The organism is Escherichia sp. HH41S (assembly GCF_009820115.1).
GTDB lineage: Bacteria > Pseudomonadota > Gammaproteobacteria > Enterobacterales > Enterobacteriaceae > Escherichia > Escherichia coli_F.
Window position 1 is genome coordinate 24,059 of the sequence record NZ_VNXE01000010.1, and the last position, 21,815, is coordinate 45,873.

Below are 21,815 nucleotides of genomic sequence, written 5' to 3' on the forward strand. Positions count from 1 at the left end.
TCGAGTTGCAGGAAGGCGGCAAGCGAGTGAATCCCCAGGAGCTTACATAAGTAAGTGACTGGGGTGAGCGAACGCAGACGCAGCACATGCAACTTGAAGTATGACGAGTATATTTACAGCATGTTCCAGCCGATCAGCATATTCCACCACCACACGCCGAGGGTGATATGTACCAGGAAGGTTAATATCGTCAGTACCGCACCGACCAACCACCAGGATTTAATATCGTTATAGCCTACGCCGAAGATGACCGGACCTGCCGCACCGCCATAGTGAGTAACCATGCCGCCATAGGAGTTGGAGAAAAGCAGCGCCAGCGCAGTTAACATTAACGGTGCGCCGGAGACGTTCGCCAGCATGGCAAATACCGGTAACATGGCAACGATATAGGCACTACCGGAAGCAAAGAAATAACGCACGATGATGCTAAGGAAAATAATAACGAAGAAAGCTACGTTACCATGGCCGTCAAATGCCAGGTTATTTTTAAAGACTTCAGCTAACCATTCGAAGAATTTAACTTTCGATAATAAGGAGCTTAAGCCGATAATACCGCCGTACCAGATTAAGGTATTCCAGCCGCCTTTATTTTTCACCACGTCTTCCCAGGTAACGATCCCCAGCAGCAGCATGGTCGCCATAACAACGATTGCCACAGTGGATTCATCTACCCCGAGCGTTTTACTGAAAATCCAGCCCAGCAGCGCCAGCACGAAGACACCGAGCAGCATTTTTTCGCGGATTTTCATCGGCCCCAGCTCAGCAAGGCCCGCTTTGGCGATGGTTTTGTTATCCACTTTCTTAATTTCTGGCGGATACATGGTGTAAATCACCAGCGGAGTGACCAGCAGCATAATGATGCCCGGCAATCCAGCAGCCAGCGCCCATCCACCCCAACTAATTTGTAGGTGCAGAATATCATTGATCATTTTCAGCGCCAGAATGTTCCCCGCCATTGCAGTAAAGAACATATAGCTGGTGGTTTTAGTGACCATGTAAATGGACATCATCAGGTAATGTCCAACACGACGTGGGCTTTTTTCAGGTTCTGACCCCAAAGCCACCGCCACGCTGTTGATGATCGGTAACACAATGCCGCCCGCACGCGCGGTGTTAGACGGTGTTGCCGGAGCCAGTACCAGATCGAGGAATACCGTAACGTAACCCAGCCCCAGGGTAGTGCTACCAATTTTGCCAATCAATAAATAGGCAATACGTTTACCTAACCCTGTGGTCACAAATGCGGCGCTTAAGGTAAACGCCGAGAACACCAGCCAGGTGGTACCTGAAGAGTAACCGCTTAATACGGCGGTGGTCTTAAATGCACCATCGGATAAATTACCGACCACCACCATTGAGGCAGCAACGGCAATTAACAGTACGACAGGTTCCGGGAAAGGCTTGATAACCAGCCCGACGATTGCTGCCAGGTAAATACCAAAAAGCACCCACGCCAGTTCGCTTAATCCTGCCGGAGCTGGCATAAAGCCAATAATACATGGGATCGCTAATATCAGAATTAGCTTCCATAACGATTTTTTATTCATTTAAAATCCTGTTATTTCTGTATGACTCATACAGAAGTCCTTTATTGATTGTCCTTATCACGACAACAAAATTTTTCAGGGAAGATAAACTTCACCGGAAAATATTTTTCTGGTTGTCCGAATAACAGATGCGCGTAACGTCGTGGCATCCTGACCTTCATTACTTAAATGAACGTCGAGTGCACCACTGGGGTGTTCAATATTGATATTGCCGTATCCTACAGAAGGGACGATTTGTCGGGTGACGGTGCCTTCCAATGCACAGCTACTGGAAATGGCAATAGCACCGGTTATCGCCAGCGCACGATGGCAGGAGTGCGGCATAAAATAACGCACATTAATTGCCCCGCCTTTCTGTGCTGGAGAAATAAGCACAGGCTTAGGGATAACCATATTACTGACATCACCTAAGCCCATTGCTTTACCCGCTTGTAGGCGGATAGATTCAATGCGGGCTAATAATGTTTTGTCGGCATCCAGTTCCGCCGGTAATTCATAGCCTGTTTTTCCCAAATAATCAGCCGGAATAATGACGACTGGCATCGCCATATCGATACAAGTCACTGGAACATCGTCAAAATAATCAATCTGATTATCAGTCGGGAAAACTTTTCCGGTTTTTGTTCCGGCGGCATTCAGGAAAGTGAGCGCAACTGGTGCGGCAGTACCCGGTACGCCGTCAATCCTGGCACTACCTTCATATTCGACAACACCATTTGGCGTTTGCACATCAGCTTCGATGAACGTACCAGTATTAACGTTGCGGATACGTACGCGGGTAACTGGCGAAGTCGCTGTAATCAAACCATTTTCAATGGCGAATGCCCCAACGCCAGACAGCATATTGCCGCAGTTAGGTGTAGTGTCGACACGTTGCTCATGGACGATAACCTGAGCAAACAGATAATCGACGTCAGCACGCGGATCGCTGGAACGGCTAATAATGGCGACTTTACTGGTCAGTGGATTACCGCCGCCAATACCGTCAATTTCCAGATCGTTACCGGAACCCATAATTGCCATCAATATTTTATCGCGCTGCGTTTGATCTTCGGGTAGATGTTCCGCTAACAGGAACGCGCCCCTCGAGGTTCCACCTCGCATCATCACGCAGGGTATTTTTTTCATAATAATGCCCTCAATTTAAAAACATAACTTATTGCGATATGGTTACATTAAGGGCAAAGCATCTCTAATGACTTTAGCTCAACGATTAATAACATTTTTTCATTAATTTAAGTTGGCTAAATGCAGTTAAAATTTTTAACGGCCAGTCACCCAAAATCGTCGCTTCCATTTTCTGGAGTAATAATGAAGCATGAATTATCAAGTATGAAGGCATTTGTCATACTGGCAGAGTCCAGTTCATTTAACAATGCCGCTAAATTACTCAATATTACACAACCTGCATTAACGCGAAGAATAAAAAAGATGGAAGAGGATTTACATATTCAACTATTTGAGCGTACAACTCGCAAGGTTACGTTAACAAAAGCAGGAAAAAGGTTGCTCCCGGAGGCGCGGGAATTAATAAAGAAATTCGATGAAACGCTTTTTAATATTCGTGATATGAATGCTTATCATCGTGGTATGGTGACGTTAGCGTGTATTCCGACCGCAGTATTTTATTTTTTACCACTGGCAATCGGTAAATTTAATGAGCTGTATCCCAATATTAAAGTGCGGATTCTGGAACAAGGCACGAATAATTGCATGGAATCGGTGCTGTGTAACGAATCAGACTTTGGCATAAACATGAACAACGTCACAAATTCATCCATTGATTTTACCCCACTGGTCAACGAGCCGTTTGTGCTGGCCTGTCGGCGTGACCACCCATTAGCCAAAAAGCAGCTTGTAGAATGGCAGGAGTTAGTAGGTTACAAAATGATTGGCGTACGCTCCTCCAGCGGCAACCGACTGCTGATAGAACAGCAACTGGCCGACAAGCCCTGGAAGCTGGATTGGTTTTACGAAGTGCGTCATCTTTCGACGTCGTTAGGACTGGTAGAGGCGGGACTGGGGATTTCAGCGCTTCCTGGTCTTGCAATGCCCCATGCGCCCTATTCTTCCATTATTGGTATCCCGCTGGTGGAACCCGTTATACGTCGGACATTGGGGATTATTCGCCGCAAAGATGCCGTACTTTCTCCGGCAGCAGAACGCTTTTTTGCCTTGCTGATTAATTTGTGGACTGACGATAAAGACAACTTGTGGACCAATATCGTCGAACGCCAAAGACATGCGTTACAGGAAATGGGGTAATACTCCGGCGCAGGAGATACTGCGCCGGGTGAATCAGCGGTTAGTGTGCGTTAACCACCACCCACATTGGCCCCTGCCCGACCGCATAACGGCCTTTTTCATGCAGTAGACCCTGCTCGCCGACAATTTCGTAAACTGAGATGTGGTGAGATTTTTGCCCGGCGGCAATCAGATACTTGCCGCTGTGATCAACATTGAAGCCGCGCGGCTGGGTTTCCGTTGGCTGGAAGCCTTCTTTACTCAACACGCTGCCATCTTCCGAAACGCTGAAAACGGTAATCAGGCTGGCGGTACGGTCGCAGGCGTATAAATGACGACCATCCGGGGTGATATGAATATCAGCCGCCCAACGGGTATCGGAGAAGTTTTCCGGCATCATATCCAGCGTCTGGACACATTCGATATTGCCGTGCGGATCTTTCAGTTCCCAGACATCCACTGAGCTGTTTAACTCATTGACGCAATACGCATATTGTTCGTTTGGATGGAATACCATATGACGCGGGCCGGCCCCTTCAACGGTAGTCACTTCCGCAGGGTCCTGCGCCACCAGATGACCATCATCGCTGACCGTAAACAGGCAAATGCGATCCTGCTTTAATGCCGGAACCCACAACGTACGGTTGTCCGGTGAGATATTGGCGGAATGGCAACCGTCCAGCCCCTCGACCACATCGACGACGCCCACTGGCAGGCCATCTTCCAGACGCGTTACGCTCACGTTACCCGCATTGTAAGAACCTACAAAGACAAACTGCCCCTGGTGATCGGTGGAAATATGCGTCGGGCTACCCGGCAGCGCAGACTCTGCGGCAAAGGTCAGTGCGCCATCGTCCGGGGCGATACGATACGCCAGGACGCGAAACTCAGGGCGAACACCAACATAGAGATAACGTTTGTCCGGGCTGACCACCATCGGCTGCACCTGCCCCGGCACATCGACAACCTGTGTCAGCGTCAGTGCGCCTTCATGATTCAGGTTCCAGACGTGAATTTGCTGGCTCTCAGGGCTGGCGATATAAACTGTTTGCTTCATGAATGCTCCTTTGCATTTAGCAACTGACTGTAACAGCTAAAATTAGTCGCTTTTGGCGGTGAATGCTGAATTAAAACGCAGAATTTTGTCCGATAGTGGTATCGGTGTACCATTCGCGCAGACGAAAATTCTTAACCTTAATCTGGAATACGCCATGACCACACGCGTGATTGCACTCGACTTAGACGGCACCTTATTGACCCCGAAAAAAACCTTGCTTCCTTCATCGATAGAAGCCCTGGCCCGCGCTCGCGAAGCAGGTTATCAATTAATCATCGTCACGGGCCGCCATCACGTCGCTATTCATCCTTTTTATCAGGCGCTGGCGCTGGATACACCTGCTATTTGCTGTAATGGCACCTATTTGTATGATTATCATGCAAAAACAGTGCTTGAAGCCGATCCAATGCCCGTTAATAAAGCCCTGCAACTCATTGAGATGCTGAATGAACACCACATTCACGGTCTGATGTATGTGGATGATGCAATGGTCTATGAGCACCCGACCGGGCATGTCATTCGCACGTCTAACTGGGCGCAAACCCTGCCGCCGGAACAGCGTCCGACCTTTACCCAGGTTGCTTCACTGGCCGAGACAGCGCAGGAAGTTAACGCAGTATGGAAGTTCGCCCTGACACACGATGACCTGCCGCAATTGCAGCATTTTGGTAAGCATGTTGAACATGAATTGGGACTGGAGTGTGAATGGTCCTGGCACGATCAGGTTGATATTGCCCGCGGTGGTAACAGCAAAGGTAAACGCCTGACGAAATGGGTTGAGGCGCAAGGCTGGTCGATGGAAAACGTTGTCGCATTCGGCGATAATTTTAATGATATCAGTATGCTGGAAGCCGCTGGTACAGGCGTGGCGATGGGCAACGCTGATGACGCAGTAAAAGCGCGCGCCAACATTGTGATTGGTGATAACACCACCGACAGCATTGCCCAGTTCATTTATAACCACCTGATTTAATCAGGCGGTTATCGAGACACTTTTAATTTGCGCGTATAGCCACAGGCCAGGTTTGATCGCCAGTTCATCCCTGGCCCACGGGCTTATTCGCGCCCACAGCGTTTTACCGCCGACTTCCAGTTCCACTTCCACCTGGCCGTTGTCGTCATAACTATTAACAACTTTTGCCCGCAATACGTTACGAATGCTGGTTTGCTGCGGCGGTTGTAAAACCAGCGAGACATCGGAAGCCTGAATGCGGATGCGTAGCGCAGCTTGCAGCGGTTCGTCCAGCTTATTGACCCACAAATGCTGATCGCCCAGCGCCAGTGCGGTCATCGCGTAACGCGGATGATGTTCCAGTACCGTTACTTTCAGAATGCTGCTTTGTTGCTCTTTCGGCAGCCATGGATTCATCACGCTGCTGCCCCAGACTTCTTCCAGCGCACCGAACGCTTTCACCTGGCCGTTTTCCAGTACCATCACTCGGTCTGCCAGATGGAGGATCTCATCCAGCGAATGGCTGACATAGAGCATCGGAATGTTGATTTCCCGCGTCAACCGTTGCAGATAAGGCAATAGCTCGCGTTTTCGCGGAAGATCCAGCGAGGCCAGTGGTTCATCCAGCAATAATAATTCCGGTGCCGTCAGCAATGCCCGGCCAATTGCCACACGCTGTTTTTCGCCTCCGGACAGGCTGCCCGGTAAACGGTCAAGCAACGGTTCAATGCCTAAAAGCGCCACCAGCTTATCGAACTGATCGACCATGCTTTTCGCCATGCCGTAGCGCAGATTTCCACGTACTTTGTAATGCGGAAACAGCCGCGCATCCTGAAACACATAACCAACGCGACGCTTTTCTGGCGAAAGGCAGATCCCTTTTTCGGCGTCATTTAGTACCCGACCATTGAGGACAATCCGCCCTTTTTGCGGACGTGTCAGCCCACTGATGGCATTAATCAGCGAGGTTTTTCCAGCTCCGGAGACACCAAAGATAGCGGTGATACCATTGGCAGGCAGCGTTTCATTAATGGCCAAGCAATGATTGCCCAACGTCTGGGAAAAATTCAGTTCCAGCATGATTAGCGCCCCGCCCGTTCACGGCTGATTCTGGCCAGCCATTCAGAAATCAACAGGGAGATCATCGCCAGCGCAATAGAGATAATGCACAGTCTCGCCGCACCACTTTCCCCGCCGGGGGTCTGGATCAGGGTATACATGGCTGAAGGAATGGTTCGCGTTTCGCCAGGAATGTTAGAAACAAAGGTGATCGTTGCCCCAAACTCACCAAGCGAACGAGCGAATGCCAGTACCGTACCGACGATAATTCCCGGTAAGGTCAGCGGTAACGTGATAGTAAAGAACACGCGCCAGCGCCCCGCCCCCAATGTTCTTGCGGCCTGTTCCAGTTTGACATCAACCCCTTCCAGCGCCAGACGAATTGCCCGCACCATCAACGGAAACGACATCACGGCGGCAGCGAGAACCGCGCCACGCCAGCTAAAGGCGAAGGTAATGCCAAACCAGTCATACAGACGTTCACCGATAAATCCGCGCCGTCCCATCGAAACTAATAACAAGTAACCGACGACCACGGGCGGTAACACCAGCGGTAGATGCAGTACGCTGTCGAGCAGAGCTTTGCCCGGAAATGTGCAACGCACCAGTAACCAGGCAAAAAAGATCCCAAACGGCAGGCTAAACAGCACAGCCAGGGAAGAAACTTTCAGGCTTAATAAAACCGCCTGCCATTCTGGATCGGTCAGTATCATTACTTGGTTGTAAATCCGTAGCGTTTAAAAATTTCCGCAGCCTGCGGTCCCTTCAGATAATCATAAAATGCTTTTACTGTCGCATTGTTATGTCCTTCCACAACAGCAACCGGATATTCCACTTTTTTATGTGAATCTTCCGGGAAGGTGGCAACCACTTTTACCCCTTTGCTGGCAACTGCGTCAGAACCGTAAACAATGCCCAGCGGCGCTTCATTGCGTTCGACCAACGCCAGCGCGCCACGAACATCTTCCGCCGGAGCCAGTTTCGGGGAGAGCGTATCCCATGCGCCCAGTTTTTGCAGTGCTTCTTTTGCATAAATGCCAGCGGGAACATGTTCCGGATCACCAACCGCCAGGCGACCGCCATTCAGCAGCGAAGTCCAGTTGGTTTTGCTGTCAATGGAGAAATCTTTCTGCTCGCTGGCTTTCGGTGCTACAACAACCAGGCTATTACCGAGTAGAGTCTGACGCGAGGCCGTATCGATCGCTTTTTTATCAACCGCATAATCCATCCATTTCTGATCGGCAGAAATAAACAGATCCGCAGGCGCACCCGCTTCAATCTGACGGGCCAAGGTAGAAGACGAGGCGAAAGAAGAGACGACATCTACGCCTTTCTCTTTTTTATACTGCGTAGCGATGTCCTGCATTGCGTTAGTCAGTGATGCGGCGGCGAACACCGTGATTTTTCCTTCATCTGCCAGTGCATTGCCAGCAACAGCGAAAGAGAATGCCGCCCCGGCAAACAAGTTCAACCATTTACGAGCCATTGGTAACCCCTTAATGTGACGTTATGTAGGCGACAATATAACGGCAAGTTCAGAATTTTCCCAGCAGTTATTGCTAACCTTTGTGAGGTTGATGAAAAAAATATCGGCAGGAAAAGCAGGAAGTTGAGAAAAAGAAAATGCCCGGCTAAGCGGGCATTCAGAGAATCAATGATTTTGTCCGGGCTGGTCTTTTTTACCAACACCAGAAAAGATGTTGAATACTTCACCAAGACCGTAAATCAGACCCAGGATGATGGCCATCACGACAGGTACCATGATTACGGCGAATACCAGACTTTTTAATAACTCTAACATGGTCAACTCCAGATATAGTCATGAGACTATTCTAACCGCTAAGCACAGAAAAGCACTCCCCTTTTGTGCGGTCAGCTTTGCGTGGCGTTCGTTTTCCGTCACAATAAGACTTTTGCCAGGACATTGTTATGCAGGCCGAAATCCTTCTCACCCTTAAGCTCCAACAAAAATTATTCGCCGACCCGCGCCGCATTTCGTTACTAAAACACATTGCGCTTTCCGGTTCCATTAGCCAGGGAGCGAAAGATGCCGGTATCAGCTATAAAAGCGCCTGGGATGCCATTAACGAGATGAATCAGTTAAGTGAGCATATTCTGGTTGAGCGCGCAACAGGCGGTAAAGGTGGCGGCGGCGCAGTACTGACCCGCTATGGTCAGCGACTGATTCAGCTCTATGATTTACTGGCGCAAATCCAGCAAAAAGCCTTTGATGTGTTAAGTGACGATGACGCCTTGCCGCTGAACAGCCTGCTGGCCGCGATCTCACGTTTTTCACTGCAGACCAGTGCCCGTAACCAGTGGTTTGGCACCATCACCGCCCGCGATCATGATGACATTCAACAACATGTTGATGTCTTACTGGCCGATGGCAAAACACGCCTTAAAGTCGCGATTACCGCACAAAGTGGCGCACGTCTGGGACTGGATGAAGGCAAAGAAGTGTTGATTCTGCTGAAAGCGCCGTGGGTGAACATTACTCAGGATGACACTGTCGCCCAGGGGGCCGACAACCAATTGCCGGGCATTATTCGTCATATAGAGCGCGGTGCAGAACAGTGCGAAGTATTAATGGCGTTACCTGACGGGCAAACTCTGTGCGCCACGGTGCCGGTAAATGAAGCAGCTTCTCTTGAACAAGGGCAGAATGCCACGGCTTACTTTAACGCCGACAGCGTGATTATCGCTACGCTTTGCTAAGCGTGTTGACAATTTGTTATGAAACACGTATCCCTGTCAGTAATCGCTGCAAAAAATGGGATATAAAATGTCATCGTTGCAAATTTTGCAAGGCACGTTTCGTCTTAGCGACACAAAAACGCTGCAATTGTCTCAGCTAACGTTAAACGCGGGTGATAGTTGGGCGTTTGTCGGTTCGAATGGAAGCGGGAAGTCGGCGCTGGCCCGCGCGCTGGCGGGGGAACTTCCGCTTTTGAAAGGTGAACGACAAAGTCAGTTTTCCCACATCACTCGTCTCTCCTTCGAGCAATTGCAAAAGCTCGTCAGCGACGAATGGCAACGGAATAACACCGATATGCTCGGCCCTGGCGAAGATGACACCGGACGCACTACGGCTGAAATCATTCAGGATGAAATTAAGGATGCACAGCGTTGTGCGCAGTTGGCGCAGCAGTTCGGCATTACCGCCCTTCTCGACCGACGCTTTAAATACCTTTCCACTGGCGAGACGCGAAAAACCCTGCTGTGTCAGGCGCTGATGTCGGAGCCAGACTTGTTGATTCTTGATGAGCCGTTCGATGGCCTGGATGTTGCCTCACGTCAGCAGCTGGCTGAGCTGCTCGCCTCGTTACATCAGTCCGGTATTACCCTGGTACTGGTGCTCAATCGCTTCGATGAGATCCCGGAATTTGTCCAGTTTGCTGGCGTGCTGGCGGATTGCACGTTAGCGGAAACTGGCGCTAAAGAGGAACTGCTCCAACAAGCACTCGTCGCGCAACTGGCGCATAGCGAACAGCTTGAAGGTGTACAACTGCCGGAGCCAGATGAACCTTCAGCACGTCACGCCTTACCCGCCAACGAACCGCGCATTGTGCTGAACAACGGCGTGGTTTCTTATAACGATCGCCCCATTCTTAATAACCTTAGCTGGCAGGTGAATCCAGGCGAACACTGGCAAATTGTCGGGCCAAATGGCGCGGGAAAATCGACGTTATTAAGCCTGATTACTGGCGATCATCCGCAAGGTTACAGCAACGATTTGACGCTTTTCGGACGACGTCGCGGCAGCGGCGAAACCATCTGGGATATCAAAAAACATATCGGTTACGTCAGCAGTAGTTTGCATCTGGATTACCGGGTCAGCACTACTGTGCGTAATGTGATTCTTTCTGGCTATTTTGATTCGATTGGCATTTATCAGGCCGTTTCGGATCGCCAGCAAAAACTGGTACAGCAGTGGCTGGATATTCTCGGCATTGATAAACGCACGGCTGACGCTCCTTTCCATAGTCTTTCTTGGGGACAGCAGCGTCTGGCGCTGATTGTCCGCGCACTGGTGAAACATCCGACGTTGCTTATTCTCGATGAACCACTACAGGGGCTTGATCCGCTCAATCGCCAGCTTATCCGCCGTTTTGTTGATGTGCTGATTAGCGAAGGTGAAACGCAATTGTTGTTTGTTTCGCACCACGCTGAAGATGCGCCTGCCTGTATTACCCATCGTCTTGAGTTCGTGCCGGACGGTGAACTCTATCGCTATGTGCTGACAAAAATAAACTGAGTCGGTAATGCTGACTGTACCGGAGGCGGCCTAAGCGCCCTCTCCGGCCTACAGTTCGACGCATCCAGGCATGAAACCGCGTCTTTTTTTTCAGATAAAAAGCGCAATCATTCATAAAGCCGCTGTTTTATAATCACTTAATCGCGCATAAAAAACGGCTAAATTCCTGTGTAAACGATTCCACTAATTTATTCCATGTCACACTTTTCGCATCTTTGTTATGCTATGGTTATTTCATACCATAAGCCTAATGGAGCGAATTATGAGAGTTCTGGTTACCGGTGGTAGCGGTTACATTGGAAGTCATACCTGTGTGCAATTACTGCAAAACGGTCATGATGTCATCATTCTTGATAACCTCTGTAACAGTAAGCGCAGCGTACTGCCTGTTATCGAGCGTTTAGGCGGCAAACATCCAACGTTTGTTGAAGGCGATATCCGTAACGAAGCGTTGATGACCGAGATCCTGCACGATCACGCTATCGACACCGTGATCCACTTCGCCGGGCTGAAAGCCGTTGGCGAATCGGTACAAAAACCGCTGGAATATTACGACAACAATGTCAACGGTACTCTGCGCCTGATTAGCGCCATGCGCGCCGCTAACGTCAAAAACTTTATCTTTAGCTCCTCCGCCACCGTTTATGGCGATCAGCCCAAAATTCCATATGTTGAAAGCTTCCCGACCGGCACACCGCAAAGCCCTTACGGCAAAAGCAAGCTGATGGTGGAACAGATCCTCACCGATCTGCAAAAAGCCCAGCCGGACTGGAGCATTGCCCTGCTGCGCTACTTCAACCCAGTTGGCGCGCATCCGTCGGGCGATATGGGCGAAGATCCGCAAGGCATTCCGAATAACCTGATGCCATACATCGCCCAGGTTGCTGTAGGCCGTCGCGACTCGCTGGCGATTTTTGGTAACGATTATCCGACCGAAGACGGTACTGGCGTGCGCGATTACATCCACGTAATGGATCTGGCGGACGGTCACGTCGTGGCGATGGAAAAACTGGCGAACAAGCCAGGCGTACACATCTACAACCTCGGCGCTGGCGTGGGCAGCAGCGTGCTGGACGTGGTTAATGCCTTCAGCAAAGCCTGCGGCAAACCGGTTAATTATCATTTTGCACCGCGTCGCGAGGGCGACCTTCCGGCCTACTGGGCGGACGCCAGCAAAGCCGACCGTGAACTGAACTGGCGCGTAACGCGCACACTCGATGAAATGGCGCAGGACACCTGGCACTGGCAGTCACGCCATCCACAGGGATATCCCGATTAAGGAACGACCATGACGCAATTTAATCCCGTTGATCATCCACATCGCCGCTACAACCCGCTCACCGGGCAATGGATTCTGGTTTCACCGCACCGCGCTAAGCGCCCCTGGCAGGGGGCGCAGGAAACGCCAGCCAAACAGGTGTTACCTGCGCACGATCCAGATTGCTTCCTCTGCGCAGGTAATGTGCGGGTGACAGGCGATAAAAACCCCGATTACACCGGGACTTACGTTTTCACTAATGACTTTGCGGCCTTGATGTCTGACACGCCAGATGCGCCAGAAAGCAACGATCCTTTGATGCGTTGTCAGAGCGCGCGCGGTACCAGCCGGGTGATCTGTTTTTCACCGGATCACAGTAAAACGCTGCCAGAACTCAGCGTTGCGGCATTGACGGAAATCGTCAGAACCTGGCAGGAGCAAACCGCAGAGCTGGGCAAAACGTATCCGTGGGTGCAGGTATTTGAAAACAAAGGTGCGGCGATGGGCTGCTCTAACCCGCATCCGCACGGACAGATTTGGGCAAATAGCTTCCTGCCTAACGAAGCTGAGCGCGAAGATCGCCTGCAAAAAGAATATTTCGCCGGGCAAAAATCGCCAATGCTGGTGGATTATGTTCAGCGCGAGCTGGCAGACGGTAGCCGTACCGTTGTCGAAACCGAACACTGGTTAGCCGTTGTGCCTTACTGGGCTGCCTGGCCGTTCGAAACGCTACTGCTGCCCAAAGCCCACGTTTTGCGGATCACCGATTTGACCGACGCCCAGCGCAGCGATTTGGCGCTGGCGTTGAAAAAGCTGACCAGTCGTTATGACAACCTCTTCCAGTGCTCCTTCCCCTACTCTATGGGCTGGCACGGCGCACCGTTTAATGGCGAAGAGAATAAACACTGGCAGCTACACGCGCACTTTTATCCACCTCTATTGCGCTCCGCCACCGTACGTAAATTTATGGTTGGTTATGAAATGCTGGCAGAAACCCAGCGTGATCTGACGGCAGAACAGGCAGCAGAGCGTTTGCGCGCAGTCAGCGATATCCATTTTCGCGAATCCGGAGTGTAAGAAATGAGTCTGAAAGAAAAAACACAATCTCTGTTTGCCAATGCATTTGGCTACCCTGCCACTCATACCATTCAGGCGCCTGGCCGCGTGAATCTTATTGGCGAACACACCGACTACAACGACGGTTTCGTTCTGCCCTGCGCAATTGATTATCAAACCGTCATTAGCTGTGCGCCACGTGATGACCGTAACGTTCGCGTGATGGCAGCCGATTATGAAAATCAGCTTGACGAGTTTTCCCTTGATGCGCCTATTGTCGCACATGAAAACTATCAATGGGCTAACTACGTCCGTGGCGTAGTGAAACATCTGCAACTGCGTAACAACAACTTTGGCGGCGTGGACATGGTGATCAGCGGCAATGTGCCGCAGGGTGCAGGGTTAAGTTCTTCCGCTTCACTGGAAGTCGCGGTCGGAACCGTATTGCAGCAACTTTATCATCTGCCGCTGGACGGCGCACAAATCGCACTTAACGGCCAGGAAGCAGAAAACCAGTTTGTTGGCTGTAACTGTGGGATCATGGATCAGCTGATTTCCGCGCTCGGCAAAAAAGATCATGCCTTGCTGATCGATTGCCGCTCACTGGGCACCAAAGCGGTTTCCATGCCGAAAGGTGTGGCTGTCGTCATCATCAACAGTAACTTCAAACGTACCCTGGTTGGCAGCGAATACAACACCCGTCGTGAACAGTGCGAAACCGGCGCGCGTTTCTTCCAGCAGCCAGCCCTGCGCGATGTCACTATTGAGGAGTTCAACGCTGTTGCACATGAACTGGACCCGATCGTGGCGAAACGCGTGCGTCATATCCTGACTGAAAACGCCCGTACCGTTGAAGCAGCCAGCGCACTGGAGCAAGGCGACCTGAAACGTATGGGCGAGTTGATGGCGGAGTCTCATGCTTCTATGCGCGATGATTTCGAAATCACCGTGCCGCAAATTGACACTCTGGTAGAAATCGTCAAAGCTGTGATTGGCGACAAAGGTGGCGTACGCATGACCGGCGGCGGATTTGGCGGCTGTATCGTCGCACTGATCCCGGAAGAGCTGGTGCCTGCCGTACAGCAGGCTGTCGCTGAACAATATGAAGCAAAAACAGGTATTAAAGAGACTTTTTACGTTTGTAAACCATCACAAGGAGCAGGACAGTGCTGAACGAAACTCCCGCACTGGCACCCGATGGTCAGCCGTACCGACTGTTAACTTTGCGGAACAACGCAGGGATGGTAGTCACGCTGATGGACTGGGGTGCGACTTTACTTTCCGCCCGTATTCCGCTTTCCGATGGCAGCGTCCGCGAGGCGCTGCTTGGCTGCGCCAGCCCGGAATGCTATCAGGATCAGGCCGCGTTTCTGGGGGCCTCTATTGGTCGTTATGCCAACCGCATCGCCAATAGCCGTTATACCTTTGACGGTGAAACCGTGACGCTTTCGCCAAGTCAGGGCGTTAACCAGCTGCACGGCGGCCCGGAAGGGTTCGACAAACGTCGCTGGCAGATTGTAAATCAGAACGATCGTCAGGTGCTATTTGCCCTGAGTTCAGAAGACGGCGATCAAGGCTTTCCGGGGAATCTCGGCGCGACAGTGCAGTATCGTCTGACCGACGATAACCGTATCTCCATTACTTATCGCGCCACAGTTGATAAACCTTGCCCGGTGAATATGACTAATCACGTCTATTTCAACCTCGACGGCGAGCAGTCTGACGTGCGCAATCACAAGTTGCAGATTCTGGCGGACGAATATCTGCCGGTTGATGAAGCCGGTATTCCGCACGACGGTCTGAAATCTGTCGCCGGAACATCTTTTGATTTCCGCAGCGCCAAAATCATCGCCAGTGAGTTTCTTGCCGACGACGAACAGCGCAAAGTGAAAGGTTACGATCATGCGTTCTTGTTACAGGCCAAAGGCGATGGCAAGAAAGTGGCGGCGCATGTCTGGTCAGCAGATGAAAAATTGCAGCTGAAGGTCTACACCACCGCTCCGGCTCTGCAATTCTACTCCGGCAACTTCCTCGGCGGCACACCGTCGCGGGGAACCGAACCTTACGCCGACTGGCAAGGGCTGGCGTTGGAAAGCGAGTTTCTGCCGGACAGCCCGAACCACCCTGAATGGCCGCAACCGGACTGTTTCCTGCGTCCTGGCGAAGAGTATTCCAGCCTGACGGAATATCAGTTTATTGCTGAGTAATGTTAAGCCCTCGTCATGAGGGCTTTATCCTCATATTGTTCAAATCACCAGCAAACACCGACATATTTGCAACTCAATATTCACAACAACCTTACACTGCGACACTATTTTCGCTATGGTTATGCGTAAGCATTGCTGTTGCTTCGTCACGGCAATATAATGAGAATTATTATCATTAAAAGATGATTTGAGGAGTAAGTATATGGCTGTAACTAAGCTGGTTCTGGTTCGTCATGGCGAAAGTCAGTGGAACAAAGAAAACCGTTTCACCGGTTGGTACGACGTGGATCTGTCTGAGAAAGGCGTAAGCGAAGCAAAAGCAGCTGGTAAGCTGCTGAAAGAGGAAGGTTACAGCTTTGATTTTGCTTACACCTCTGTGCTGAAACGCGCTATCCATACCCTGTGGAATGTGCTGGACGAACTGGATCAGGCATGGCTGCCCGTTGAGAAATCCTGGAAACTGAACGAACGTCACTACGGTGCGTTGCAGGGTCTGAACAAAGCGGAAACTGCTGAAAAGTATGGCGACGAGCAGGTGAAACAGTGGCGTCGTGGTTTTGCGGTAACTCCGCCGGAACTGACTAAAGATGATGAGCGTTATCCGGGCCACGATCCACGTTACGCGAAGCTGAGCGAGAAAGAGCTGCCACTGACGGAAAGCCTGGCGCTGACCATTGACCGCGTGATCCCTTACTGGAATGAAACTATTCTGCCGCGAATGAAGAGCGGTGAGCGCGTGATCATCGCCGCACACGGTAACTCGTTACGTGCGCTGGTGAAATATCTCGATAATATGAGCGAAGAAGAGATTCTTGAGCTGAATATCCCGACTGGCGTACCACTGGTTTATGAATTCGACGAGAATTTCAAACCGCTGAAACGCTATTATCTGGGTAATGCTGACGAGATCGCGGCGAAAGCAGCGGCCGTTGCTAACCAGGGTAAAGCGAAGTAAACGTCATTCGCTTAAAAATGAGAAAGCCGACTGCAAGTGAGTCGGCTTTTTTGTTGCTAACAATGGAGCACATTGCCTGATGCGACGCTGCGCGTCTTATCAGGCCTACGGTGATTCATCGGATAACCACTGTGACGGCGCATCCGACAATTAAACTTTACCCGCGACGCGCTTTTACTGCATTCGCCAGTTGACGTAACAGAGCATCGGTATCTTCCCAGCCAATGCAGGCATCGGTGATGCTCTTGCCATAGGCCAGCGGTTCCCCACTCTCGAGGCTCTGATTGCCTTCCACCAGATGGCTTTCCACCATCACGCCAATAATGGCCTTTTCGCCACCGGCAATCTGCTGGCAAACGTCAGCACAAACATCCATCTGCTTTTTGAATTGTTTCGACGAGTTAGCATGGCTGAAATCGATCATCACCTGTGCTGGCAGGCCTGCTTTGTTCAGCCCTTCTTTCACTTCAGCAACGTGCTTCGCGCTGTAGTTAGGCTCTTTACCACCGCGCAGAATGATATGGCAATCGCCGTTACCGCTGGTATTCACAATCGCCGAATGCCCCCATTTCGTTACGGACAGGAAGCAGTGCGGCGCACCGGCGGCATTAATGGCATCGATAGCCACTTTAATCGTACCGTCGGTGCCATTTTTGAAGCCGACCGGACAAGAAAGACCAGACGCCAGTTCGCGGTGCACCTGCGATTCCGTAGTACGTGCGCCAATTGCCCCCCAACTCATCAGGTCCGCGAGATATTGTGGGGTGATCATATCGAGAAATTCACCCGCTGCTGGCAAACCGCTGTCGTTAATATCAAGCAGCAATTTACGGGCAATACGCAGACCGTCGTTGATCTGGAAGCTGTTATCCATATGCGGATCGTTAATCAGCCCTTTCCAGCCCACCGTGGTACGCGGCTTTTCAAAATAGACGCGCATCACGATTTCCAGCTCATCTTGCAGCTCTTCACGCAGCGCCAGCAAGCGAGTGGCATACTCTTTAGCCGCGACGGGATCATGAATAGAACACGGACCAATCACCACCAACAGGCGATCATCATTACCTTTCAGGATCTTATGGATCGCTTTTCGGGCATGGGCAACCGTATTCGCGGCATTTTCAGTAGCAGGGAATTTTTCCAGCAATGCGACAGGAGGAAGTAACTCTTTGATTTCTTTGATGCGTAAATCGTCGTTCTGATAATTCATGTCTGTTCCAGTGTTGCCATACTTATCTTAGTGAATGCAATACTTCCAATCTATATCTTCCGTCAGAATGTGTAAACGGGGTTTTACACTATGAACGGATTAATCCTGGAATTAGCAAGAAAAACGCCAGATTGTCGCGAAAAACGAGATCTCTCCTACAATTTCTAACTGTAACTCCTTTGTTTGTTAAATATTTCAAGATTCTCTGCTGCGTTTTATAACCTGGCTGAAATCTTAAACCATTGCCTTATATTCACCTGCAAATGCACTGTTGGAAGAGGTTATCCGACATAACGACCATAACAGGAGCATCCTATGAAAATGACAAAACTGGCCACACTATTTCTGACTGCCACTCTAAGCCTTGCCAGCGGAGCCGCACTGGCTGCCGATAGCGGAGCGCAAAGCAATAACGGCCAGGCAAACGCCGCAGCTGATGCGGGCCAGGTAGCCCCTGATGCCCGTGAAAATGTCGCGCCAAATAACGTCGACAATAACGGGGTAAATACCGGTTCTGGCGGCACAATGCTGCATCCGGATGGTTCTTCAATGAACAATGACGGCATGACCAAAGATGAAGAGCACAAGAACACCATGTGCAAAGATGGTCGCTGCCCGGATATCAATAAAAAAGTCCAAACCGGTGATGGCATCAACAATGATGTCGATACCAAAACCGACGGTACCACGCAGTAACCCTGCGAAATAGCCAATAATGGGAGAGCGGAGTCTCTCCCTTTTAATTTTTCCCTTCTAAAAGCAGTATGATGTCATAAAGTTAAGTGAGAATAATTAAGGGATGACTCGTCATGGCGCACTCACACTCACACACTTCCTCACACCTGCCAGAAGATAATAATGCTCGTCGCTTGTTGTATGCTTTCGGCGTGACTGCCGGGTTTATGCTCGTAGAAGTCATTGGTGGTTTTCTTTCCGGTTCTCTGGCATTGCTGGCCGATGCGGGTCATATGTTGACCGATACTGCCGCCCTGCTTTTCGCCCTACTCGCAGTGCAATTCTCCCGTCGTCCTCCCACCATTCGCCACACTTTCGGTTGGCTAAGATTGACCACGCTCGCGGCGTTTGTGAATGCCATCGCCCTGGTGGTGATTACCATTTTGATTGTCTGGGAGGCGATAGAACGCTTCCGCACGCCTCGTCCGGTCGAGGGTGGCATGATGATGGCAATTGCCGTGGCTGGGTTGCTGGCCAATATACTTTCTTTCTGGTTACTTCATCACGGCAGCGAAGAGAAAAACCTCAACGTGCGCGCAGCGGCACTGCATGTTCTCGGGGACCTACTGGGTTCGGTTGGGGCTATTATTGCCGCGTTGATTATTATCTGGACCGGCTGGACACCTGCAGACCCCATTCTCTCGATACTGGTGTCGCTTCTGGTTCTGCGTAGCGCCTGGCGACTGTTGAAAGATAGCGTGAATGAATTACTTGAAGGTGCGCCCGTTTCGCTGGATATTGCTGAAATGAAACGCCGCATGTGCCGGGAAATTCCGGAAGTCCGTAATGTACACCATGTGCATGTTTGGATGGTGGGTGAAAAGCCAGTGATGACACTGCATGTACAGGTGATCCCGCCACACGATCACGACGCGTTGTTGGATCAGATCCAACATTATCTGATGGATCACTATCAGATTGCACACGCCACCATCCAGATGGAATATCAACCTTGTCATGGGCCAGACTGCCACCTGAATGAAGGGGTGTCTGGCCATTCACATCATCATCATTAATGGGACAGCGCGCGTGAACCTCTTTTGCGTGCGCTGTTGATCCACATCCGGCTGCCGTTGAGGGCAATAAAGGTCAGGATGATGTACTCCAGAGACATGGCGTAAACGCCCTGAAGTGCAAAAATAACGACGCTAATCACGTTAATAATCACCCACAATAGCCAGTTTTCCACATACTTACGCGTCATCAGAATCATTGCCACGATAGATAACACCATCATGCATGAATCCCAGAACGGGAAAGCGTCCGGTTGCAGTTCAGGCATCGCAACCTGTAATCCTAATGCTTGCATGATCATGACTGCCACGCGGGTCAAAAATGCAAACACCGGATTGATAAATACCGTCATCAGACCAATCGAAACAACGCAAACCGCCAACCAGCTGAGCGCCTTCGGCAATGGCAACCAGCGAATTTTCAACTCCGCCTCGTTCTGACTGGTTTGTCGCGACCACGCATACCAACCGTAAATATTCGCGGCAAAGAAAAACACCTGTAATAGCAGGCTGGCATACAGCTGAATCTGAAAGAAAATAATGCCAAACAAGGTAACGTTGATCAGACCAAAGAAGTAGTTGCTGATCTTCTCCAGACTGGCAAGGCCAATACACAGCAACCCGGCGATCGTGCCTACCGCTTCGATCCATGAGAGATCATAACCGCCTGCTCCTATTGGTATATGTACCAGGATATTCTGCACACTAAAAAAATCCATCTTTCCCCCAAAGCGTAACCTGACGCCTTATTATCAGTTATCCACGTAGTGTAGCCGCAAAATCCAGCATACGATTAAGCGGCACCAGCGCCCTCTCTCGCAGCCTTTCATCAACATGAACCTCGTGATTGCTTTCTTCCTGTTCTAATGCCTCTGCGATGGCCTGAAGGCCATTCATCGCCATCCACGGACAATGCGCGCAGCTGCGGCAGGTAGCACCCTCGCCTGCGGTTGGTGCTTCCAGTAACTCTTTATCTGGCACTGCCTGCTGCATTTTGTAGAAAATACCCCGATCGGTTGCTACGATAAGCCGCTGATGTGGCAATGTTTTCGCAGCAGTGATCAGTTGACTGGTGGAACCGACCGCATCCGCCATATCTACAATAGCTTGCGGTGATTCTGGATGCACCAGTATGGCAGCATCCGGGTATTCTTCTTGCAAGCGGGTTAACGCCTGAGTCTTAAACTCATCATGCACAATGCAGGCACCCTGCCAGCATAAAATGTCTGCGCCCGTCTGTTTTTGCACGTAACGCCCCAGATGTTTGTCGGGTGCCCAGATGATTTTTTCACCCAAACTATCCAGATGATCAATAAGTTCGACGGCAATGCTTGAAGTTACCACCCAATCTGCGCGCGCTTTTACCGCAGCAGAAGTGTTGGCGTAGACGACGACAGTACGATCGGGATGGGCATCGCAAAATGCGTTAAATTCTTCAACAGGGCAGCCGAGATCCAGTGAACATTCAGCCTGAAGTGTCGGCATCAGAATTGTTTTTTCCGGACTGAGAATTTTGGCGGTTTCTCCCATAAATCTCACCCCAGCGACTAACAACGTAGAAGCGGGATGCTTTGCACCGAAGCGCGCCATTTCCAGAGAATCAGAAATACAGCCACCCGTTTCTTCTGCCAGTTGTTGAATTTCGGGATCGGTATAGTAGTGGGCAACCATCACCGCATTACGTTCTTTTAGCAGACGTTTTATCTTCTCACGGTAATACGCTTTTTCATCAATACTTAACGGCGTCGGCTTCGGGGGGAAAGGATAAATCGCCGCTTCAGGATCAAACATCACGCTCATCTTACCATCTCGTTTTACAGGCTTAACATTAAAACCGACATAAGCGTGATATTCGCTATTATCGGCATGATTTGTTTTATATGCTAAACAAGATAGTCGAATGGTGGGGAAAAGTCACTCGAAATACGTATGAGATGACGAATGCCACACTTTGCGTCTTATTCCTCCGACGTAGAGTCGTTTACGCAGCAAGCGCGGAGTATGTCATCAGGGTCAAGAATTGAAATTGAGAGATGCCTGAATAGCAAAAAAGCGCCTTTAGGGCGCTTTTTTACATTGGTGGGTCGTGCAGGATGACTCACTTCGCTCGCCCTTCGGGCCGTCGCCGCAAGCGGCTCCGTTGTTTCGCTGCGCTCTACTCGAACCTGCAGCAGGTTCGAATCTTTGAATATCGCAGATAGCAAAAAAGCGCCTTTAGGGCGCTTTTTTACATTGGTGGGTCGTGCAGGATTCGAACCTGCGAC

At 50.5% G+C, this 21,815-nt stretch carries 21 protein-coding genes and 1 other RNA gene; 11 read left to right on the forward strand and 11 right to left on the reverse strand.

Annotation, left to right across the window (positions count from 1 at the left end; all coding sequences use genetic code 11):
- Positions 1-113: 113 nt before the first annotated feature.
- Together FQZ95_RS03055 and FQZ95_RS03060 are read right to left on the reverse strand one after the other, a co-directional pair.
- A complete protein-coding gene (locus FQZ95_RS03055) occupies positions 114-1,547 on the reverse strand; it encodes an anion permease (protein WP_001036488.1) in 1,434 nt (477 codons plus the stop codon).
- A gap of 75 nt (positions 1,548-1,622) precedes the next feature.
- On the reverse strand, positions 1,623-2,675 hold the full coding sequence (locus FQZ95_RS03060; protein ID WP_160529870.1) for a 4-oxalomesaconate tautomerase: 1,053 nt from the start codon (positions 2,673-2,675) through the stop codon (positions 1,623-1,625).
- A gap of 183 nt (positions 2,676-2,858) precedes the next feature.
- On the opposite strand from FQZ95_RS03060, the gene FQZ95_RS03065 reads away from it, so the two are divergent.
- Positions 2,859-3,812, forward strand: coding sequence for a LysR family transcriptional regulator (locus tag FQZ95_RS03065; protein WP_010361054.1), 954 nt, complete (start codon positions 2,859-2,861; stop codon positions 3,810-3,812).
- A gap of 40 nt (positions 3,813-3,852) precedes the next feature.
- Here the strand turns inward: FQZ95_RS03065 and pgl are convergent, their stop codons facing one another.
- Complete coding sequence (gene pgl, locus FQZ95_RS03070) at positions 3,853-4,848, reverse strand: 6-phosphogluconolactonase (RefSeq protein ID WP_000815435.1); 996 nt, start codon at positions 4,846-4,848, stop codon at positions 3,853-3,855.
- Between the two features lie 154 nt (positions 4,849-5,002).
- Here pgl and ybhA point away from each other — a divergent pair, with 154 nt between their 5' ends.
- On the forward strand, positions 5,003-5,821 hold the full coding sequence (ybhA, locus tag FQZ95_RS03075) for a bifunctional pyridoxal phosphate/fructose-1,6-bisphosphate phosphatase (RefSeq protein WP_032302725.1): 819 nt from the start codon (positions 5,003-5,005) through the stop codon (positions 5,819-5,821).
- Here the strand turns inward: ybhA and modC are convergent, their stop codons facing one another.
- The 4 genes from modC to acrZ all read right to left on the reverse strand — a co-directional run bounded on the left by modC (position 5,822) and on the right by acrZ (position 8,660).
- Complete coding sequence (modC, locus tag FQZ95_RS03080; RefSeq protein WP_000891654.1) at positions 5,822-6,880, reverse strand: molybdenum ABC transporter ATP-binding protein ModC; 1,059 nt, start codon at positions 6,878-6,880, stop codon at positions 5,822-5,824.
- 2 nt (positions 6,881-6,882) lie between these two features.
- Positions 6,883-7,572: a molybdate ABC transporter permease subunit gene (gene modB / locus FQZ95_RS03085; RefSeq protein WP_000604034.1), complete on the reverse strand. Its 690-nt coding sequence runs from the start codon at positions 7,570-7,572 to the stop codon at positions 6,883-6,885.
- Positions 7,572-8,345, reverse strand: a complete 774-nt coding sequence (gene modA / locus FQZ95_RS03090; protein ID WP_000101978.1) for a molybdate ABC transporter substrate-binding protein — start codon at positions 8,343-8,345, stop codon at positions 7,572-7,574. The genes modB and modA overlap by 1 nt, the downstream gene beginning before the upstream one ends.
- Positions 8,346-8,510: 165 nt before the next feature.
- A complete protein-coding gene (acrZ, locus tag FQZ95_RS03095; protein WP_000891515.1) occupies positions 8,511-8,660 on the reverse strand; it encodes a multidrug efflux pump accessory protein AcrZ in 150 nt (49 codons plus the stop codon).
- Between the two features lie 128 nt (positions 8,661-8,788).
- Here acrZ and modE point away from each other — a divergent pair, with 128 nt between their 5' ends.
- The 7 genes from modE to gpmA all read left to right on the forward strand — a co-directional run bounded on the left by modE (position 8,789) and on the right by gpmA (position 16,593).
- Positions 8,789-9,577 (forward strand): molybdenum-dependent transcriptional regulator, encoded by a 789-nt coding sequence (modE, locus tag FQZ95_RS03100; RefSeq protein WP_032302721.1) that lies wholly within the window; start codon positions 8,789-8,791, stop codon positions 9,575-9,577.
- 67 nt (positions 9,578-9,644) lie between these two features.
- Positions 9,645-11,117 carry a molybdate ABC transporter ATP-binding protein ModF gene (gene modF / locus FQZ95_RS03105; RefSeq protein ID WP_160529871.1) on the forward strand — a complete coding sequence of 491 codons (1,473 nt, stop codon included), beginning with the start codon at positions 9,645-9,647 and terminating at the stop codon, positions 11,115-11,117.
- A gap of 262 nt (positions 11,118-11,379) precedes the next feature.
- Positions 11,380-12,396 carry a UDP-glucose 4-epimerase GalE gene (gene galE / locus FQZ95_RS03110; protein ID WP_001265443.1) on the forward strand — a complete coding sequence of 339 codons (1,017 nt, stop codon included), beginning with the start codon at positions 11,380-11,382 and terminating at the stop codon, positions 12,394-12,396.
- 9 nt (positions 12,397-12,405) lie between these two features.
- A complete protein-coding gene (gene galT / locus FQZ95_RS03115) occupies positions 12,406-13,452 on the forward strand; it encodes a galactose-1-phosphate uridylyltransferase (protein ID WP_032183727.1) in 1,047 nt (348 codons plus the stop codon).
- 3 nt (positions 13,453-13,455) lie between these two features.
- Positions 13,456-14,604 carry a galactokinase gene (gene galK, locus FQZ95_RS03120; RefSeq protein ID WP_032183726.1) on the forward strand — a complete coding sequence of 383 codons (1,149 nt, stop codon included), beginning with the start codon at positions 13,456-13,458 and terminating at the stop codon, positions 14,602-14,604.
- The gene (gene galM, locus FQZ95_RS03125) at positions 14,598-15,638 is read left to right on the forward strand and encodes a galactose-1-epimerase (RefSeq protein ID WP_088541601.1); all 1,041 of its coding nucleotides are present in this window, start codon (positions 14,598-14,600) and stop codon (positions 15,636-15,638) included. Before galK ends, galM begins: the two co-directional genes overlap by 7 nt.
- Positions 15,639-15,840: 202 nt before the next feature.
- On the forward strand, positions 15,841-16,593 hold the full coding sequence (gene gpmA, locus FQZ95_RS03130) for a 2,3-diphosphoglycerate-dependent phosphoglycerate mutase (RefSeq protein WP_001295305.1): 753 nt from the start codon (positions 15,841-15,843) through the stop codon (positions 16,591-16,593).
- Between the two features lie 157 nt (positions 16,594-16,750).
- Here the strand turns inward: gpmA and aroG are convergent, their stop codons facing one another.
- Entirely contained in the window at positions 16,751-17,803 is a 1,053-nt protein-coding gene (gene aroG / locus FQZ95_RS03135; protein WP_089575663.1) for a 3-deoxy-7-phosphoheptulonate synthase AroG, read from the reverse strand.
- A gap of 315 nt (positions 17,804-18,118) precedes the next feature.
- Between aroG and FQZ95_RS03140 the strand changes: the two genes are divergently transcribed.
- Positions 18,119-18,499: a YbgS-like family protein gene (locus tag FQZ95_RS03140; protein ID WP_000784342.1), complete on the forward strand. Its 381-nt coding sequence runs from the start codon at positions 18,119-18,121 to the stop codon at positions 18,497-18,499.
- Positions 18,500-18,612: 113 nt separating this feature from the next.
- On the forward strand, positions 18,613-19,554 hold the full coding sequence (zitB, locus tag FQZ95_RS03145) for a CDF family zinc transporter ZitB (RefSeq protein WP_160529872.1): 942 nt from the start codon (positions 18,613-18,615) through the stop codon (positions 19,552-19,554).
- Here the strand turns inward: zitB and pnuC are convergent.
- From pnuC to FQZ95_RS03160, 3 genes are all read right to left on the reverse strand, one after another.
- Positions 19,551-20,270, reverse strand: coding sequence for a nicotinamide riboside transporter PnuC (gene pnuC / locus FQZ95_RS03150; protein ID WP_160529873.1), 720 nt, complete (start codon positions 20,268-20,270; stop codon positions 19,551-19,553). The genes zitB and pnuC overlap by 4 nt on opposite strands.
- Positions 20,271-20,307: 37 nt before the next feature.
- Complete coding sequence (nadA, locus tag FQZ95_RS03155) at positions 20,308-21,351, reverse strand: quinolinate synthase NadA (RefSeq protein ID WP_160529874.1); 1,044 nt, start codon at positions 21,349-21,351, stop codon at positions 20,308-20,310.
- Between the two features lie 277 nt (positions 21,352-21,628).
- Positions 21,629-21,751, reverse strand: a non-coding RNA gene (locus tag FQZ95_RS03160) — RtT sRNA.
- Between the last annotated feature and the right edge of the window lie 64 nt (positions 21,752-21,815).

Bases quoted from the DNA above. Each gene is read 5' to 3' on its own strand.
- FQZ95_RS03055 (WP_001036488.1), bottom strand. From the start codon at position 1,547: ATGAATAAAAAATCGTTATGGAAGCTAATTCTGATATTAGCGATCCCA.
- FQZ95_RS03060 (WP_160529870.1), bottom strand. From the start codon at position 2,675: ATGAAAAAAATACCCTGCGTGATGATGCGAGGTGGAACCTCGAGGGGC.
- FQZ95_RS03065 (WP_010361054.1), top strand. From the start codon at position 2,859: ATGAAGCATGAATTATCAAGTATGAAGGCATTTGTCATACTGGCAGAG.
- pgl (WP_000815435.1), bottom strand. From the start codon at position 4,848: ATGAAGCAAACAGTTTATATCGCCAGCCCTGAGAGCCAGCAAATTCAC.
- ybhA (WP_032302725.1), top strand. From the start codon at position 5,003: ATGACCACACGCGTGATTGCACTCGACTTAGACGGCACCTTATTGACC.
- modC (WP_000891654.1), bottom strand. From the start codon at position 6,880: ATGCTGGAACTGAATTTTTCCCAGACGTTGGGCAATCATTGCTTGGCC.
- modB (WP_000604034.1), bottom strand. From the start codon at position 7,572: ATGATACTGACCGATCCAGAATGGCAGGCGGTTTTATTAAGCCTGAAA.
- modA (WP_000101978.1), bottom strand. From the start codon at position 8,345: ATGGCTCGTAAATGGTTGAACTTGTTTGCCGGGGCGGCATTCTCTTTC.
- acrZ (WP_000891515.1), bottom strand. From the start codon at position 8,660: ATGTTAGAGTTATTAAAAAGTCTGGTATTCGCCGTAATCATGGTACCT.
- modE (WP_032302721.1), top strand. From the start codon at position 8,789: ATGCAGGCCGAAATCCTTCTCACCCTTAAGCTCCAACAAAAATTATTC.
- modF (WP_160529871.1), top strand. From the start codon at position 9,645: ATGTCATCGTTGCAAATTTTGCAAGGCACGTTTCGTCTTAGCGACACA.
- galE (WP_001265443.1), top strand. From the start codon at position 11,380: ATGAGAGTTCTGGTTACCGGTGGTAGCGGTTACATTGGAAGTCATACC.
- galT (WP_032183727.1), top strand. From the start codon at position 12,406: ATGACGCAATTTAATCCCGTTGATCATCCACATCGCCGCTACAACCCG.
- galK (WP_032183726.1), top strand. From the start codon at position 13,456: ATGAGTCTGAAAGAAAAAACACAATCTCTGTTTGCCAATGCATTTGGC.
- gpmA (WP_001295305.1), top strand. From the start codon at position 15,841: ATGGCTGTAACTAAGCTGGTTCTGGTTCGTCATGGCGAAAGTCAGTGG.
- aroG (WP_089575663.1), bottom strand. From the start codon at position 17,803: ATGAATTATCAGAACGACGATTTACGCATCAAAGAAATCAAAGAGTTA.
- FQZ95_RS03140 (WP_000784342.1), top strand. From the start codon at position 18,119: ATGAAAATGACAAAACTGGCCACACTATTTCTGACTGCCACTCTAAGC.
- zitB (WP_160529872.1), top strand. From the start codon at position 18,613: ATGGCGCACTCACACTCACACACTTCCTCACACCTGCCAGAAGATAAT.
- pnuC (WP_160529873.1), bottom strand. From the start codon at position 20,270: ATGGATTTTTTTAGTGTGCAGAATATCCTGGTACATATACCAATAGGA.
- nadA (WP_160529874.1), bottom strand. From the start codon at position 21,351: ATGAGCGTGATGTTTGATCCTGAAGCGGCGATTTATCCTTTCCCCCCG.